The following is a 12,390-nucleotide window of genomic DNA, read 5'->3' as shown; positions in this document are numbered from 1 at the left end:
GGACGGCACCTGCATGACGTGGGTCCGTCCATTGTACGCCGCTGTTTTTTGCGCCGATCCGCCTCAGCCGATCCGGCGCGCGCGGGTAGCCAGGAAGGTGGGCAGATAGCGATCGATCAGGAAACGCGGCTGCGGCTGCCAGTCTTCCATGAAGCGATCGATGATGAAGCCGGCATCGAGCTGGCCACCGATCAGTTCGGTCAGGCTGTGGCCGAAGGTCAGTGCGTCGCCCCGTGCCAGTTTCGCCTCGCGCTCGGCCGGTGGCAGGTCTTCCAGATCCGAATAGGGAATGGCGTACTGCGGCCGGATCAGGCCCTGTGCATCCAGCTGCGGATCGCGCGCACCGACGAACAGCACCGGGTTGTAGAAGCTGGCCATCAGCATGCCATCGCGCGCCAGCACGCGGCGGCATTCGGTCCACACCGGCCGGACGTCGGGCACGTACAGGTTGGAGATCGGGTGGAACACCACATCGAAGCTGTCGTTGGCGAAGGCGTGCAGATCGCGCATGTCGCCCTGCACGGTGCGCAGCTGCAGGCCATCGCGCGCGGCGACCCTGCGGTCCTGTTCCAGCTGCCCGTCGGAGAGATCGAACACGGTGACGTCGGCGCCCGCAGCGGCCAGCACCGGTGCCTGCTGGCCACCGCCCGAGGCCAGGCACAGGATGCGACGGCCGCGCACATCACCCATCCAGTCCAGTGGCAACGCACGGGGCGTCAGGTGCACCTGCCAGCGGCCTTCGCGCGCGGCGGCAATCGTTGAACTTTCCACCGGGCGCGACCATTCGCGCACTTCGCTGGCCTGGCGGTCCCAGGCAGCACGGTTGTGGTCGATCAAGGCCTGTCCATGGTTCATGTGTTCTCCTTGCCCGGTGGGCGCCAATCCAGATCCTGGAAGGCCGGGCTGGCGAAACACTCGCCCAGGAAATCCAGGAATCGCCGCATGATAGCGGGCTGCTGGCGCCGTGATGCGTACACGGCATGAATGCCGAGTTCGTCCAGACTGAATTCGGGCAGCAGTTCGATCAGCTCGCCACTGCGCAGCAGCGGCGCCACCTGGTAGGTCGGCAGCATGGCGATGCCGGCGCCGGCACGCACCGCTTCCAGCAACAGCGAGGCTTCGTTGGCGCTGATGTTGCCGCCCACCGCCACCGACAGTGAACGGCCATCGCGGTGCAGCTGCCACAAGCTCTTGCCCACGTAGTGATGGGTCAGGCAGTTGTGCGCGGCCAGGTGTTCCGGTGCGGTAGGCGTACCGCGTGCCTGCAGGTAGGACGGCGTCGCGCACAACACCGAGCGGCAGGTGGCCAACCGTCGTGCAATCAGGCTGGGATCGATCTGGCGGGCGATGCGCACCGCAAGGTCCACGCGCTCCTCCACCAGGTTCACGGTGCGGTCGACCAGCAGCAGTTCGATGCGCGCCGCCGGGTGGCGTGCGACGAAAGCGGCCACCGCCCGCGCCAGGTGGCTCTGCCCGAACGACACGCTGGCGGTCACCCGCAACGTGCCGTGCGGTTCGGGATCGTCGCTGGCCAGCTCACCGTGCAGTTCCTCGCCGATGGCCAGCATCTGCCGGAAGCGCACCAGCGCCGCCTCGCCGGGGCCGGTCAGGCTGACCCGGCGCGTGGTCCGGTGCAGCAGGCGCGCGCCCAGCCAACCCTCGACCTCGGCCAGGTAGCGGGTGACCATCGCCCGTGACATGTCCAGCACCTCGGCGGCGGCGGTGAGGCTGCCGCGCTCGGCCACCTCGACGAACACGGTCATGGCGGTCAATCGGTCCATATGCTCGATCCATGCAACAAACAAGCGCGTTATACGCTGTTTTTCGAGCGACTGCAGCGGCCTAGAGTGGCCCCATTCCCACCCCATACCACCCCACGGAGTCCTGCCATGAAGATCGCCCTCGTTGGTTCCACCGGCAACATCGGCCGCCAGATCGCCCGCCACGCGCTGGCCAACGGCCACGAACTCACCGTCATCGTGCGCAGCGCGCAGGATCTTCCGGCCGAACTGGCCGGTGCCCATCCGGTGATCGCCTCGCTGGATGACCAGGATGCCCTGGTCGCCGCCATCGCCGGCCACGACGTTCTGGCCAGCGCCTATGGCCCGCGTCCGGGCGATGACATCGGCCGCGTCGGCGAAGTGGCCGCGCAGCTGGCCGCCGCCGCGCGCAAGGCCGGTGTACCGCGCCTGGTGGTGGTCGGCGGCGCCGGCAGCCTGGAAGTCGCGCCGGGCGTGCAGCTGGTCGATACCCCCAACTTCCCGGAGGCCTACAAGCCGTACGCGCTGGCCCATCGTGAAGCCTTCAATCGCCTGCAGGCGGTGGACGACCTGGACTGGACCTTCTTCTCGCCGGCCGCCGAAATCGGCCCGGGCGAAGAGCGCGGCCAGTACCGCGTGCAGCCCAAGGCCTTCCTCGCTGATGCCAGCGGCCACAGCCGCATCAGCTACGCCGACTACGGCGCCGCGTTCGTCGCCGAGCTGGAAGCGCAGCAGTACCCGAAGCAGATCATCACGGCCGCGTACTGATCATGGCGTCCGCCGGGCATGGCCCGGCGCTACCCAGCTGTAGAGCCGAAGGCAACGGCAGGAGCCGTTGCCAACGTCGCTTGCGACGGCCCGCAGCGGGCCGGGCAAGGACGCCGGCATAGCCCGCGCTCCGCTCCCCATCCGACACGAGGAATTCCCAATGCGCACCGCTACCCTGCTGCTTCCCCTCGCGCTGGCCGCCGCCTTCGCCAGTGCTCCGCTGATGGCCGCTTCGGCCACGCCGGCGCCGGCCACGGCGACCAGATCCCAGCTGCACCTGCAGACCTTCCATCCGGGCCCGCAGGCGATGTTCTCGGTGTCTTCGGTGCTGATCGAAGGCCGCCATGACGCGATCCTGGTCGATGCGCAGTTCGGCGCCAGCGACGCGCGCAAGCTGGTCGAGCTGATCCGTGCCAGCGGCAAGCAGCTGACCACGATCTACATCAGCCACGGTGATCCGGACTACTACTTCGGCCTGGCTACCCTGCAGGACGCGTTCCCGCAGGCACGCATCGTCGCCACCGCGCAGACCGTTGCCCATATCCAGCAGAGCCAGGCCGGCAAGCTGGCCTACTGGGGGCCGAAGATGGGCGCCGACGTGCCGGCACGCATCGTGGTGCCGCAGGTGCTGGACGGTGATGCCCTGCAGCTGGAAGGCCTGCGCCTGCCGCTGATCGGCCTCGATGGCCCGACCCCGGACCGCACGGTGCTGTGGGTGCCGTCGCTGCGCGCGATCGTCGGCGGTATTCCGGTGATGGCCGGTGAACACGTGTGGATGGCCGACACGCAGACGCCGAAGTCGCACGCCGACTGGCTGCAGACCCTGCAGCGGCTGCAGGCACTGAAGCCGAAGGTGGTGGTACCGGGGCACTACGCGCCGGGTGCGGCACTGGATGCCAGTGCACTGGCGTTCACGGCGGACTACATCCGCGCGTTCGATTCCGAGGCAGCCAAGGCCAAGGACGGTGCGGCGCTGGTGAAAGCGATGCAGGCGCGCTACCCGAAGCTGGACGGCGTGGCATCGCTGGAGCTGAGTGCGAAGGTGGCCAAGGGCGAGATGCAGTGGCCATGAGGTAGGGGGGGCTTTTGCAGGGCTGCGCCCTGCACCTGCTCAATGCACGGCAACAGCCGAAGCAACAGCAACAGCCGGCTATCCGTGGGATGGCGAGGTGGGTCCGGTTGCGGGGGACGCCGTGAATCCGTCCATGGAGGCTCGGTCGCGCCATCCATGGCGCTCACGCCCCCGCAACCGCCCCCCCCCCGCCTTCGACAGTTCTCTGCGATCTGCCTGGATGGCATGTCTGCGCAACCTGTCGGGATGGAATGCCCTGCTCTTGGTGGGTGTCGACCTTGGTCGACACGTAGATCCACGCCGTGCGTGGATGAACGATCAGGAGCGATCGGTCTGGGTGTGCTCGAACAATTCGCCCTGCACCACCGGTTCCTTCTCGCGGAAGCCACCAAGGCCGACACCGACCAGGCGGTAGCGGGTCTCCGCCGGCAGGTCGACGCGGGCGCGCAGGGCCAGCGCGATGTCGCGCAGTTCTTCCATCGATTCCGGCGGGCGCTCCGGGGTGAAACTGCGGGTGAGGATGCGGAACTGCGCGGTCTTCAGTTTCAGCACCACGGTGTGGCCGATGCGCTCGGTCTTGCGCGTGGCGTTCCAGGTCTTCCCAGCCAGCTGCACGATGGCCTCGGTCAGATCTTCCAGCAGCAGGTCCTCGGCGAAGGTGTCCTCCGAGGAAATCGACTGCACCTGCTGGTCCGGTTCCACCGGCCGCTCGTCGATGCCACGTGCGCGGTTGTACAGGCTGCGGCCGAAGCTGCCGAATGCTTCTTCCAGATCGATCAGCGCCCACTGCCGCAGATCACCGCAGGTGACGATGCCGCGCGCGGCCAGCTTGCCTTCCATGACCTTGCCGACGCCGGGCACCCTGTTGACCGGCAGCGGCGCCAGGAACGCATCCACGCGCTGCGGCGGAATCACGAACTGGCCGTCGGGCTTGCGCCAGTCCGAGGCGATCTTGGCCAGGAACTTGTTCGGCGCGATCCCGGCTGAAGCGGTCAGGTTCGTTTCTTCGCGGATCTGCGCGCGGATGGTGCGGGCGATGTCGGTGGCCAGTTCGATGCCACTCTTCGGCTCGGTCACGTCCAGGTAGGCCTCGTCCAGCGACAGCGGCTCGACCAGGTCGGTATGGCGCAGGAAGATCGCGCGTACCTGCTGTGACACCGCCTTGTAACGCGCGAAGTCCGGCGGCACGAAGACCGCGTCCGGGCACAGGCGCTCGGCACGTACGGCGGGCATCGCCGAACGCACGCCGAACACGCGTGCCTCGTAGGACGCCGCGCATACGACCGAGCGGGCGCCACGCCATGCCACAACCACCGGCTTGCCGCGCAGTGACGGATCGTCGCGCTGCTCCACCGACGCGTAGAACGCGTCCATGTCAACGTGGATGATCTTGCGCAGTCGGGTCATGTCAGGCGGAAAGGGCGGGGGCATGCCGAACGGGCCACACGCCGAAGTATGGTCGTTGCACATCAACAGGATGCGCGTATTCCATTGAAAACACTACGGTTGCGTACGGTTGAAATGTTTGATCGGCACAGTTTCCACGGGCATCCTCGAGCGCTTGTTTCCCTGTTTCCCCGCTTCCAGGATTGTGCTTCATGACCCGTCTCCACGCGTTCAACCGCGAACAGCTGCTGGCCAGCGCACGCGGTGAACTGTTCGGCACCGCCGCCGGCCGTTTGCCCAACGACCCGATGCTGATGTTCGACCGCATCACCGACATCCGCGAGGACGGCGGACCGCATGGCAAGGGCATGGTACGCGCCGAACTGGATATCCGCCCGGACCTGTGGTTCTTCGGCTGCCACTTCATCGGCGACCCGGTGATGCCCGGCTGCCTCGGCCTGGATGCCATGTGGCAGCTGACCGGCTTCTTCCTGACCTGGCTGGGCGCCCCCGGCAAGGGCCGCGCACTGGGCTGCGGCGAGGTGAAGTTCACCGGCCAGGTGCTGCCGGAGGCCAAGCTGGTGCGTTACGAGATCGACATCAGCCGCGTCATCAACCGCAAGCTGGTGATGGCCCAGTCGGACGCCCGCATGTACGTGGATGACCGCGAAATCTACAGCGCCCGCGACCTGCGCGTCGGCCTGTTCACTGAAACCGGGAGCTTCTGATGCGTCGCGTCGTCATCACCGGCATGGGCATCACGTCCTGCCTCGGCAATGATCTGGATACTGTTTCGGCCGCGCTGCGCGAAGGGCGCTCGGGCATCACCGCGCTGGCCGACCACGCCGAAGCGGGCCTGCGCAGCCAGGTCGGCGGCCGCGTCGATCTCGACCTGGACGCGCTGATCGACCGCAAGCAGAAGCGTTTCATGAGCGACGCAGCGGCCTTCGCCTATCTGGCCATGCGCGATGCCATCGCCGATGCCGGGCTCAGCACCGAGCAGGTCAGCAGCCTGCGCACCGGCCTGATCGCCGGCTCCGGTGGCGGCTCCAGCGAATGGCAGATCGGCGCGGTCGATCTGCTGCGCGAGCGCGGCGTTCGCAAGGTCGGCCCGTACATGGTGCCGCGCACGATGTGCTCGACCGTCTCGGCCTGCCTGGCCACTGCCTACCAGATCAAGGGCGTCAGCTACTCGCTGTCGGCCGCCTGCGCGACGTCGGCGCACTGCATCGGCGCGGCCGCGGACATGATCCGCCATGGCGCGCAGGACATCATGTTCGCCGGTGGCGGTGAAGACCTGCACTGGTCGATGAGCGTGATGTTCGACGCGATGGGCGCACTGTCGACCAGCTTCAACGAGACCCCGGCCAGCGCCTCGCGTCCGTACGACAAGGACCGCGACGGCTTCGTCATCGCCGGTGGCGGTGGCATGCTGGTGCTGGAGGACTACGACCACGCCGTTGCGCGCGGCGCGCACATCCATGCCGAGTTGATCGGCTATGGCGTCACTTCCGATGGCGCCGACATGGTTGCCCCGTCCGGCGAAGGCGCGGTGCGCTGCATGAAGATGGCGCTGCAGGGCATCGATCGCCCGCTGGACTACCTCAACACCCACGGCACCTCGACCCCGCTGGGCGATGTCACCGAGCTCAACGCCATCCGCGAAGTGTTCGGCGATGCGGTACCGCCGCTGTCGTCGACCAAGGCATTGTCCGGCCACTCGCTGGGTGCAGCCAGCGTGCATGAGGCGATCTACTGCCTGCTGATGATGCGCGACGGCTTCGTTGCCGGTTCGGCCAACATCGGCGAGCTGGACCCGAAGGTGGAGAGCTTCCCGATCCTGCGCCAGAGCCGCGAGCAGAAGCTGGACACGGTGATGTCCAACAGCTTCGGCTTCGGTGGCACCAACGCCGCGCTGGTGTTCGGGCGGGTGTGATGGGGCAGGTGTGCTGACCCACGGTCGGCACCCACCAATGGACGTAGAGCCGAGCCATGCTCGGCTCAGTGCCAACCAAGGTTGGCACCCACCGGGGCATTGGGGTGTGCCGGCCAACGGCCGGCACCCACCTTATTTCGGCAACAGCGGCAGCAGCAGCCCGTGCGCGTCCACCAGCGATCCAACGATGCGGTGGCCCAGGGCACGCAACTCTTCATCCGGATGCACCAGGTCCGGCACCTGGATCACCGTCATGCCGGCGGCCAGCGCCGCGCGCGTACCGGCCGGTGAATCCTCCAGTGCCAGGCAGCGTTCCGGCGCCTGGCCCAGCCGCCGTGCGGCCAGCAGGTAAATGTCCGGCGCCGGCTTCGGCTGCGCGACGTCGCCACTGGTGATCACCGCATCGAAGTACGGCAGCAGTCCGGCCGCCGCCAGCTTGCGGTTGGCCCGCGGCTGCCGCGTGGTGGTCGCCACCGCGCGCGGAATCGCGTGCGCCTTCAGCAGTTCCAGCAGTTCCAGGATGCCCGGCCGCAGCGGCAGGCCCGTCTGCGTGCGTGCTTCATACAGCTCGTGGCAGCGCGCGGCCACCGCCTCGATCACGCTGTCCTCGATGCCCTGCGCACGCAGCAGCGCGTGCGTATCGCGGTCACCGAGGCCGACCATGCGCAGGAACACCGCCTCATCCAGGCCCAGTCCGAACTCGTCGGCGGCCTGGCTCCAGCAGGCCAGCGAGACCCGCTCGCTGTCGATCATCAGGCCGTCCATGTCGAAGATGACGGCGTCGGGGAGGAACGGCAGCGCAGCGATGGTGGTCATGGAGCGAACAGCGTATCCAGATCGGTGGAAGTGAGCTGCCGCCACTGCCCCTCGTCCAGCCCCTGCAGGTCCAGCCCGCCAACGCGGCTGCGATGCAGGGCCTGCACGTGATTGCCGGTGGCGGCGAACATGCGGCGTACCTGATGGTAGCGGCCTTCGTGCAGCACCAGGCGCGCGCGGCGCGCATCCAGCACTTCCAGTTCAGCCGGCAGCAGGGGCGTCTTCTCGGACTCCAGCATCAGCGTGCCGCTGGCGAACAGGGCCACCTCGTCGCCGCGCAGGTCGTCGCTCAGCTCCACTTCGTAGACCTTGGGCAGCTTCGACTTCGGCGAGATGATCCGGTGCAGCAGGCCACCATCGTCGGTCAGCAGCAGCAGGCCACTGGTCTCGCGGTCGAGGCGGCCGACCGTGGACAGCACCGGATCGCGGTCGCGAAAGCGCTGCGGCAGCAGGTCATAGATCAGGCGGCCGGTGTCCTTGGTCGAGCAGGTGTAGCCGGCCGGCTTGTGCAGCGCGATCGACAGTCCCACCGGCGGGTCCAGCGGCTCGCCATCGACACGGATGGCCTCGTGCGGCACCTGGTCGTCGGCGTACAGCACCTCGCCGTCGGCGTCGGTGACGCGTCCCTCGCGGAACATCCACTGCACCTGCTTGCGGCTGCCGTAGCCCAGGTTGGCGATGTGCTTGACCAGCTTCACCGGCCCTTCCCCTTCACCGCTTCGACCAGCTTGAAGCCATCGCGCTCGGCAATCACGCGCACGGCACCGAAGCTCTCGTTGAGCGTGTATTCGTAGGGCAGGTGGCGGTTGGCCACCACGTACAGGCGCCCACCCGGACGCAACGCCTGCGCGGCCACGGCGATGAAGCGCTGGCCGATGTCCGGGCGATCGGCACGCGACGGCGTGTGGAACGGCGGATTGCTGATGATGACGTCGTAGCCCGGCTCGATGCCGGCGGTGACGTCCTGCCACAGGAAGCGCAGCGGCAGCGGACGCGGCGGCGGCGCCAGGTTCAGTTCGGCCAGCGCCAATGCACGCTGCTCGGCCTCGTACAGGTCCAGCGCGGTGATCTTCGGGCAACGCTCCAGCAGCTCGCGCGACAGGTAGCCGTAGCCCGCGCCGAGATCGGCGGCACGCCCGGCCAGGTCGGCCGGCAGGTGCTCGGCCAGCAGCGCCGACGCCGGGTCGATGCGATCCCAGGCGAACACGCCCGGGCGGCTGAGGAAGCGACCGCCCACGATCGGGCGCACCGCATCCAGCGCCAACCAACGCCTGGCCAGGTCGGCGTCGTGCTGGCCCTGCAACGGGGCGGTCCAGTACACGCGGCAGTGGTTCTTGGTCAGGCTGCCACCGAGGCCGGCCAGCTGCTTGAGATCGCCCTCGCCCGAGCGCGCACCTTCGTTGTTGGACTGGCAGGCGACGATGCGACCGCCGTCGGCGACCAGTGCCAGCGCACGGGCGAACAGCGCACGGGCCTCTTCACGCTGGCGCGGCGGCAGCACCAGCACCAGCGGATAGCGGCCCTTGCCGGCGGCATCGTCCAGCTGGCCACTGACGGTCCAGCCGGCGGCCTGCTGCAGCGGCTGCGCGAACGGGGCAAAACTCTGCTCGCAGTGCACCTCGCGATTGCCCGCCACTTCGCGCAGCGGCCAGCCATCACGGGCACGCAGGAAGGCCACCGGACCCTCCGGCCAGCGCAGGGCACCTTGGGAGAACGGCAGGAACAGGGTCTGCAGGGGGGCGTCGTCGCTGGAGGCCATCGGCGCGGGTACTTCAAGCGTGAGGGCCGTCCATTGTACCGGCTTGGCCGGGCCGGCCCCGCCAGGCCGTTTTGCGAAACCCGAACGGGGCCTTGATCCGCCAGCAACATTGGAACGTTCAGGGTAGAGGCTCCCCCCGGAAACCCAGGAGAACCTGCATGCGAGCCTTGTTCGTCGGTGGCGTGGTCGACAACAGTGAAATGGACCTGGAAGGCAGCCATCCGCCCGTGCACTACCCCGAGGACACCGGCGGCGGCCACTCGCGCTACCGGCTGCACCAGGTCGGCCATGGCGCCGACGGCAGCGTGGCCTACGCGGTGTATGGTGCGCCGGACCTGGCCGACGACGAGGTGGCGCGGGTTGCGGAGGAGCGCGCCTATGCTCGCCGGTTCGAGGCGACGCCGACCTTGTTCGAGCACTGAGCGCAGCAGCCACGCATGGCGTGGCTCCACTGCAACCCCAGGTAGATCCACGCCATGCGTGGATGGACCCGGCAGGTTGCCGTCAAACCCTCGGCGGCAACCTGCGGATGCTGGCGATCTCGTCCAGCCACACATGGTGCTGCTGGACCGGCGTGTCGTAGTCATCCAGGCGCAGCTGGCCGTTGCTGCCTTCATCACCGGCGTCGTTGCGGTACTGCTGCACGGTCGGCTTCACCGCCACCGTGCCGAGCAGGCGCCGGCCATCGTGCAGGGTCAGTTCCACCTGCGTTTCGCCTTCCAGCTGCGGCAGCAGGGCTTCCAGGCGCGCGATCTGCGCCGGGTCGGTGTGGATGCGGGGAGCTGTACGGGACATCGGCGACCTCCTGCGTGCAGGGTCGCCGATCGGCCGTGAATGCTCAGTGCAGCGCGCTGTCGGCGCGCGGCACCTGCACCTTGCGCACCGCGGCCACCAGCTGCGCGACCGAATACGGCTTGGCCACATGCTCCTGGAAGCCCGACGCCAAGGCACGACGGCGGTCATCGGCACGCGCCAGCGCGGTCACCGCCACCGCCGGCAGCATTGCTGCGTCCACGCCCATGTCCTCGCGCAGCGTGCGCACCAGCCCGTAGCCATCCATGCCCGGCATGCCGATGTCGGTCAGCATCACGTGGTACTGCAGATGGCCGGTGTCGGCCAGCAATGCCAGTGCCTCGCCTGCCGAACTGGCCGCCGACACGCTGGCGCCCTGCTCTTCCAGCATGCGCCGCAGGTATTCCAGCACCTCCGGCTGGTCTTCCACCGCCAGCACATGCATGCCCCGCAGCGGATACGGCTCGACGATCACCGGCTCCAGGATCGGCCCGCTGATGACTTCGCGCAGCGGCCGCCGTTCGGCATCCGGCAGGTGCTGGGGCAGGCGCACGGTGAACGTGGCGCCGTGGCCATGGCCTTCGCTGGCGGCGGCAACGGTGCCGCCGTGCAGTTCGACCAGCTGCTGCACGATCGCCAGGCCCAGGCCGAGGCCGCCATGGCGGCGCGTCGTGGTGCCATCGGCCTGGCGGAAGCGGCTGAACAGGTGGTTGAGGAACTCCGGTGCGATGCCATCGCCGGTATCGCGTACCGTAATCACCCAGTGGTTGCCGTCGGCCTGCAGCTGCACGTCGATGCGGCCCTCAGCCGGAGTGAACTTGATGGCGTTCGACAGCAGGTTCCAGAACACCTGCTGCAGGCGGGTGGCATCGCCGAGCACGGGGCTTGGCTCCTCGGGCAACTGCAGGTGCACGTCCAGTGCCTTGCCCTCGGCCACCAGTTCCTGCGCGCCGATGGCTTCGCCAAGCAGCGTGCGCAGGTCCAGCACTTCCACCTCCAGCTGTACCTTGCCCAGCAGCATGCTGCTGAGATCGAGCATGTCCGAGATCAGCCGCTTCTGCGCGCCGGCGCTGTTGGCGATAACGTTCAGGCCCTTGTACAGCGGGCTGGTGTTGTCCACCCGCTGCAGCAGCAGTTCGCTCCAACCGAGGATGGTGGTCAGCGGCGTGCGCAGCTCGTGCGACAGCGTGGCCAGGAATTCGTCCTTCAGCCGCGCCATGTTCTCGGCGGCACTGCGCGCGGCGCGCTCGGACTGCAGCAGTTCCTCACGTGCCAGTTCGATCTCGCGGCGCTCGGTCACGTCCGGACTGCTGCCGGCCAGGCCGATGAAGCGGCCCATGCGCGAGAAGCGCGGACGCGCATTCATCTCCAACCAGCGCCATTGGCCATCGGCGCGCCGCGCGCGTACCAGCGCATGCATCGAACGCTGCGCCTTCAGTGCTTCCTGCAGCTCGTACTCGAATACGGACGCATCGTCCGGGTGTACCAGGCCGCGCCAGACATCTTCCGGCACGCGCGTTTCGTCGCCACCGAAGAACTCGCTGAAGGCGCTGTTGACGAAGCGGGCGTGGCCGCGCTCGTCGAGCACCCATACCGGCATCGGCAGGCCATCGGCCAGTGCGCTGAAGCGGGCTTCGCTTTCGCCCAGCTCCACTTCCATCTGCTTGCGCGCGGTGATGTCGAAGAACAGGATGCCGACCTTGTCTTCTCCCGGTCGCCCCACGCGCACCGCGTCGACCGCAAAGGAGCGGCCCAGCGCCCGTGCCTCCATCTCGAACTGCGCCGGCCGGCCGCTGCGTGCGACCTCGCCGTAGATGCGGAACCAGTCCTGCTCGTGGTGCGGCTCCAGCACCGTCATGCGTTGGCCCCGGGCGTCCTTCAGGCCGGTATGGCGCTCGAACGCGTCGTTGACCTCGATGAAACGGTAGTCCACCGCGCGGTCACCCTCGAACAGCACCTGGATCACGCAGAAACCGGCGTTGATGCGCTCAAGCACGCCATGATGCAGGTCGGGTTCGGGCGCCGGCACCATCATCGGTGGGCGCTCCACTAGGGGCGGCAGTGTGGACAAGGGCGTCTGGACGGGCCGGATTGGAGGCAC

At 68.1% G+C, this 12,390-nt stretch carries 13 protein-coding genes; 5 read left to right on the top strand and 8 right to left on the bottom strand.

The features are described 5' to 3' along the window. Positions 1-63 precede the first annotated feature (63 nt). Both EZ304_RS11960 and EZ304_RS11955 read right to left on the bottom strand, forming a co-directional pair. The gene (locus EZ304_RS11960; RefSeq protein WP_142807176.1) at positions 64-855 is read right to left on the bottom strand and encodes a class I SAM-dependent methyltransferase; all 792 of its coding nucleotides are present in this window, start codon (positions 853-855) and stop codon (positions 64-66) included. Further along, a complete protein-coding gene (locus tag EZ304_RS11955) occupies positions 852-1,781 on the bottom strand; it encodes a LysR family transcriptional regulator (RefSeq protein WP_142807175.1) in 930 nt (309 codons plus the stop codon). Before EZ304_RS11955 ends, EZ304_RS11960 begins: the two co-directional genes overlap by 4 nt. 108 nt (positions 1,782-1,889) lie before the next feature. On the opposite strand from EZ304_RS11955, the gene EZ304_RS11950 reads away from it, so the two are divergent. Together EZ304_RS11950 and EZ304_RS11945 are read left to right on the top strand one after the other, a co-directional pair. Further along, complete coding sequence (locus EZ304_RS11950) at positions 1,890-2,528, top strand: NAD(P)-dependent oxidoreductase (RefSeq protein WP_012479034.1); 639 nt, start codon at positions 1,890-1,892, stop codon at positions 2,526-2,528. Positions 2,529-2,688: 160 nt separating this feature from the next. Further along, positions 2,689-3,600, top strand: a complete 912-nt coding sequence (locus EZ304_RS11945; RefSeq protein WP_142807174.1) for an MBL fold metallo-hydrolase — start codon at positions 2,689-2,691, stop codon at positions 3,598-3,600. 318 nt (positions 3,601-3,918) lie between these two features. Here EZ304_RS11945 and dinB read toward each other — a convergent pair whose 3' ends face one another. Next, the gene (dinB, locus tag EZ304_RS11935) at positions 3,919-5,007 is read right to left on the bottom strand and encodes a DNA polymerase IV (protein WP_142807173.1); all 1,089 of its coding nucleotides are present in this window, start codon (positions 5,005-5,007) and stop codon (positions 3,919-3,921) included. A 191-nt stretch (positions 5,008-5,198) separates the two neighbouring features. Here dinB and fabA point away from each other — a divergent pair, with 191 nt between their 5' ends. Both fabA and fabB read left to right on the top strand, forming a co-directional pair. Next, on the top strand, positions 5,199-5,714 hold the full coding sequence (gene fabA / locus EZ304_RS11930; protein ID WP_005407930.1) for a 3-hydroxyacyl-[acyl-carrier-protein] dehydratase FabA: 516 nt from the start codon (positions 5,199-5,201) through the stop codon (positions 5,712-5,714). Beyond that, positions 5,714-6,922, top strand: coding sequence for a beta-ketoacyl-ACP synthase I (gene fabB / locus EZ304_RS11925; RefSeq protein ID WP_099552578.1), 1,209 nt, complete (start codon positions 5,714-5,716; stop codon positions 6,920-6,922). The genes fabA and fabB overlap by 1 nt, the downstream gene beginning before the upstream one ends. Before the next feature lie 132 nt (positions 6,923-7,054). Here the strand turns inward: fabB and EZ304_RS11920 are convergent, their stop codons facing one another. The 3 genes from EZ304_RS11920 to EZ304_RS11910 are packed head-to-tail and all read right to left on the bottom strand — an operon-like array spanning position 7,055 to position 9,497. After that, on the bottom strand, positions 7,055-7,738 hold the full coding sequence (locus EZ304_RS11920) for an HAD family hydrolase (RefSeq protein ID WP_142807172.1): 684 nt from the start codon (positions 7,736-7,738) through the stop codon (positions 7,055-7,057). Continuing rightward, the gene (locus EZ304_RS11915; protein WP_142807171.1) at positions 7,735-8,436 is read right to left on the bottom strand and encodes a pseudouridine synthase; all 702 of its coding nucleotides are present in this window, start codon (positions 8,434-8,436) and stop codon (positions 7,735-7,737) included. Before EZ304_RS11915 ends, EZ304_RS11920 begins: the two co-directional genes overlap by 4 nt. Then, the gene (locus tag EZ304_RS11910) at positions 8,433-9,497 is read right to left on the bottom strand and encodes a class I SAM-dependent methyltransferase (protein WP_099552576.1); all 1,065 of its coding nucleotides are present in this window, start codon (positions 9,495-9,497) and stop codon (positions 8,433-8,435) included. The genes EZ304_RS11915 and EZ304_RS11910 overlap by 4 nt, the downstream gene beginning before the upstream one ends. Before the next feature lie 158 nt (positions 9,498-9,655). Between EZ304_RS11910 and EZ304_RS11905 the strand changes: the two genes are divergently transcribed. Continuing rightward, positions 9,656-9,919 carry a hypothetical protein gene (locus EZ304_RS11905; protein ID WP_005407925.1) on the top strand — a complete coding sequence of 88 codons (264 nt, stop codon included), beginning with the start codon at positions 9,656-9,658 and terminating at the stop codon, positions 9,917-9,919. Between the two features lie 82 nt (positions 9,920-10,001). Here EZ304_RS11905 and EZ304_RS11900 read toward each other — a convergent pair whose 3' ends face one another. Together EZ304_RS11900 and EZ304_RS11895 are read right to left on the bottom strand one after the other, a co-directional pair. Beyond that, entirely contained in the window at positions 10,002-10,292 is a 291-nt protein-coding gene (locus EZ304_RS11900; protein ID WP_099552575.1) for a DUF3247 family protein, read from the bottom strand. A 43-nt stretch (positions 10,293-10,335) separates the two neighbouring features. Then, on the bottom strand, positions 10,336-12,324 hold the full coding sequence (locus tag EZ304_RS11895) for a hybrid sensor histidine kinase/response regulator (protein WP_099552574.1): 1,989 nt from the start codon (positions 12,322-12,324) through the stop codon (positions 10,336-10,338). Positions 12,325-12,390: the final 66 nt, after the last annotated feature.

It is taken from the genome of Stenotrophomonas maltophilia (assembly GCF_006974125.1).
Classification (GTDB): Bacteria; Pseudomonadota; Gammaproteobacteria; order Xanthomonadales; family Xanthomonadaceae; genus Stenotrophomonas; species Stenotrophomonas maltophilia_O.
Note: the sequence above shows the minus strand (reverse complement) of the source record. Positions and strands in the feature narration are given on the sequence as shown.

Coding starts and splice junctions, on each gene's coding strand:
- EZ304_RS11960 (WP_142807176.1), bottom strand. CDS start 855: ATGAACCATGGACAGGCCTTGATCGACCACAACCGTGCTGCCTGGGAC.
- EZ304_RS11955 (WP_142807175.1), bottom strand. CDS start 1,781: ATGGACCGATTGACCGCCATGACCGTGTTCGTCGAGGTGGCCGAGCGC.
- EZ304_RS11950 (WP_012479034.1), top strand. CDS start 1,890: ATGAAGATCGCCCTCGTTGGTTCCACCGGCAACATCGGCCGCCAGATC.
- EZ304_RS11945 (WP_142807174.1), top strand. CDS start 2,689: ATGCGCACCGCTACCCTGCTGCTTCCCCTCGCGCTGGCCGCCGCCTTC.
- dinB (WP_142807173.1), bottom strand. CDS start 5,007: ATGACCCGACTGCGCAAGATCATCCACGTTGACATGGACGCGTTCTAC.
- fabA (WP_005407930.1), top strand. CDS start 5,199: ATGACCCGTCTCCACGCGTTCAACCGCGAACAGCTGCTGGCCAGCGCA.
- fabB (WP_099552578.1), top strand. CDS start 5,714: ATGCGTCGCGTCGTCATCACCGGCATGGGCATCACGTCCTGCCTCGGC.
- EZ304_RS11920 (WP_142807172.1), bottom strand. CDS start 7,738: ATGACCACCATCGCTGCGCTGCCGTTCCTCCCCGACGCCGTCATCTTC.
- EZ304_RS11910 (WP_099552576.1), bottom strand. CDS start 9,497: ATGGCCTCCAGCGACGACGCCCCCCTGCAGACCCTGTTCCTGCCGTTC.
- EZ304_RS11905 (WP_005407925.1), top strand. CDS start 9,656: ATGCGAGCCTTGTTCGTCGGTGGCGTGGTCGACAACAGTGAAATGGAC.
- EZ304_RS11900 (WP_099552575.1), bottom strand. CDS start 10,292: ATGTCCCGTACAGCTCCCCGCATCCACACCGACCCGGCGCAGATCGCG.
- EZ304_RS11895 (WP_099552574.1), bottom strand. CDS start 12,324: ATGATGGTGCCGGCGCCCGAACCCGACCTGCATCATGGCGTGCTTGAG.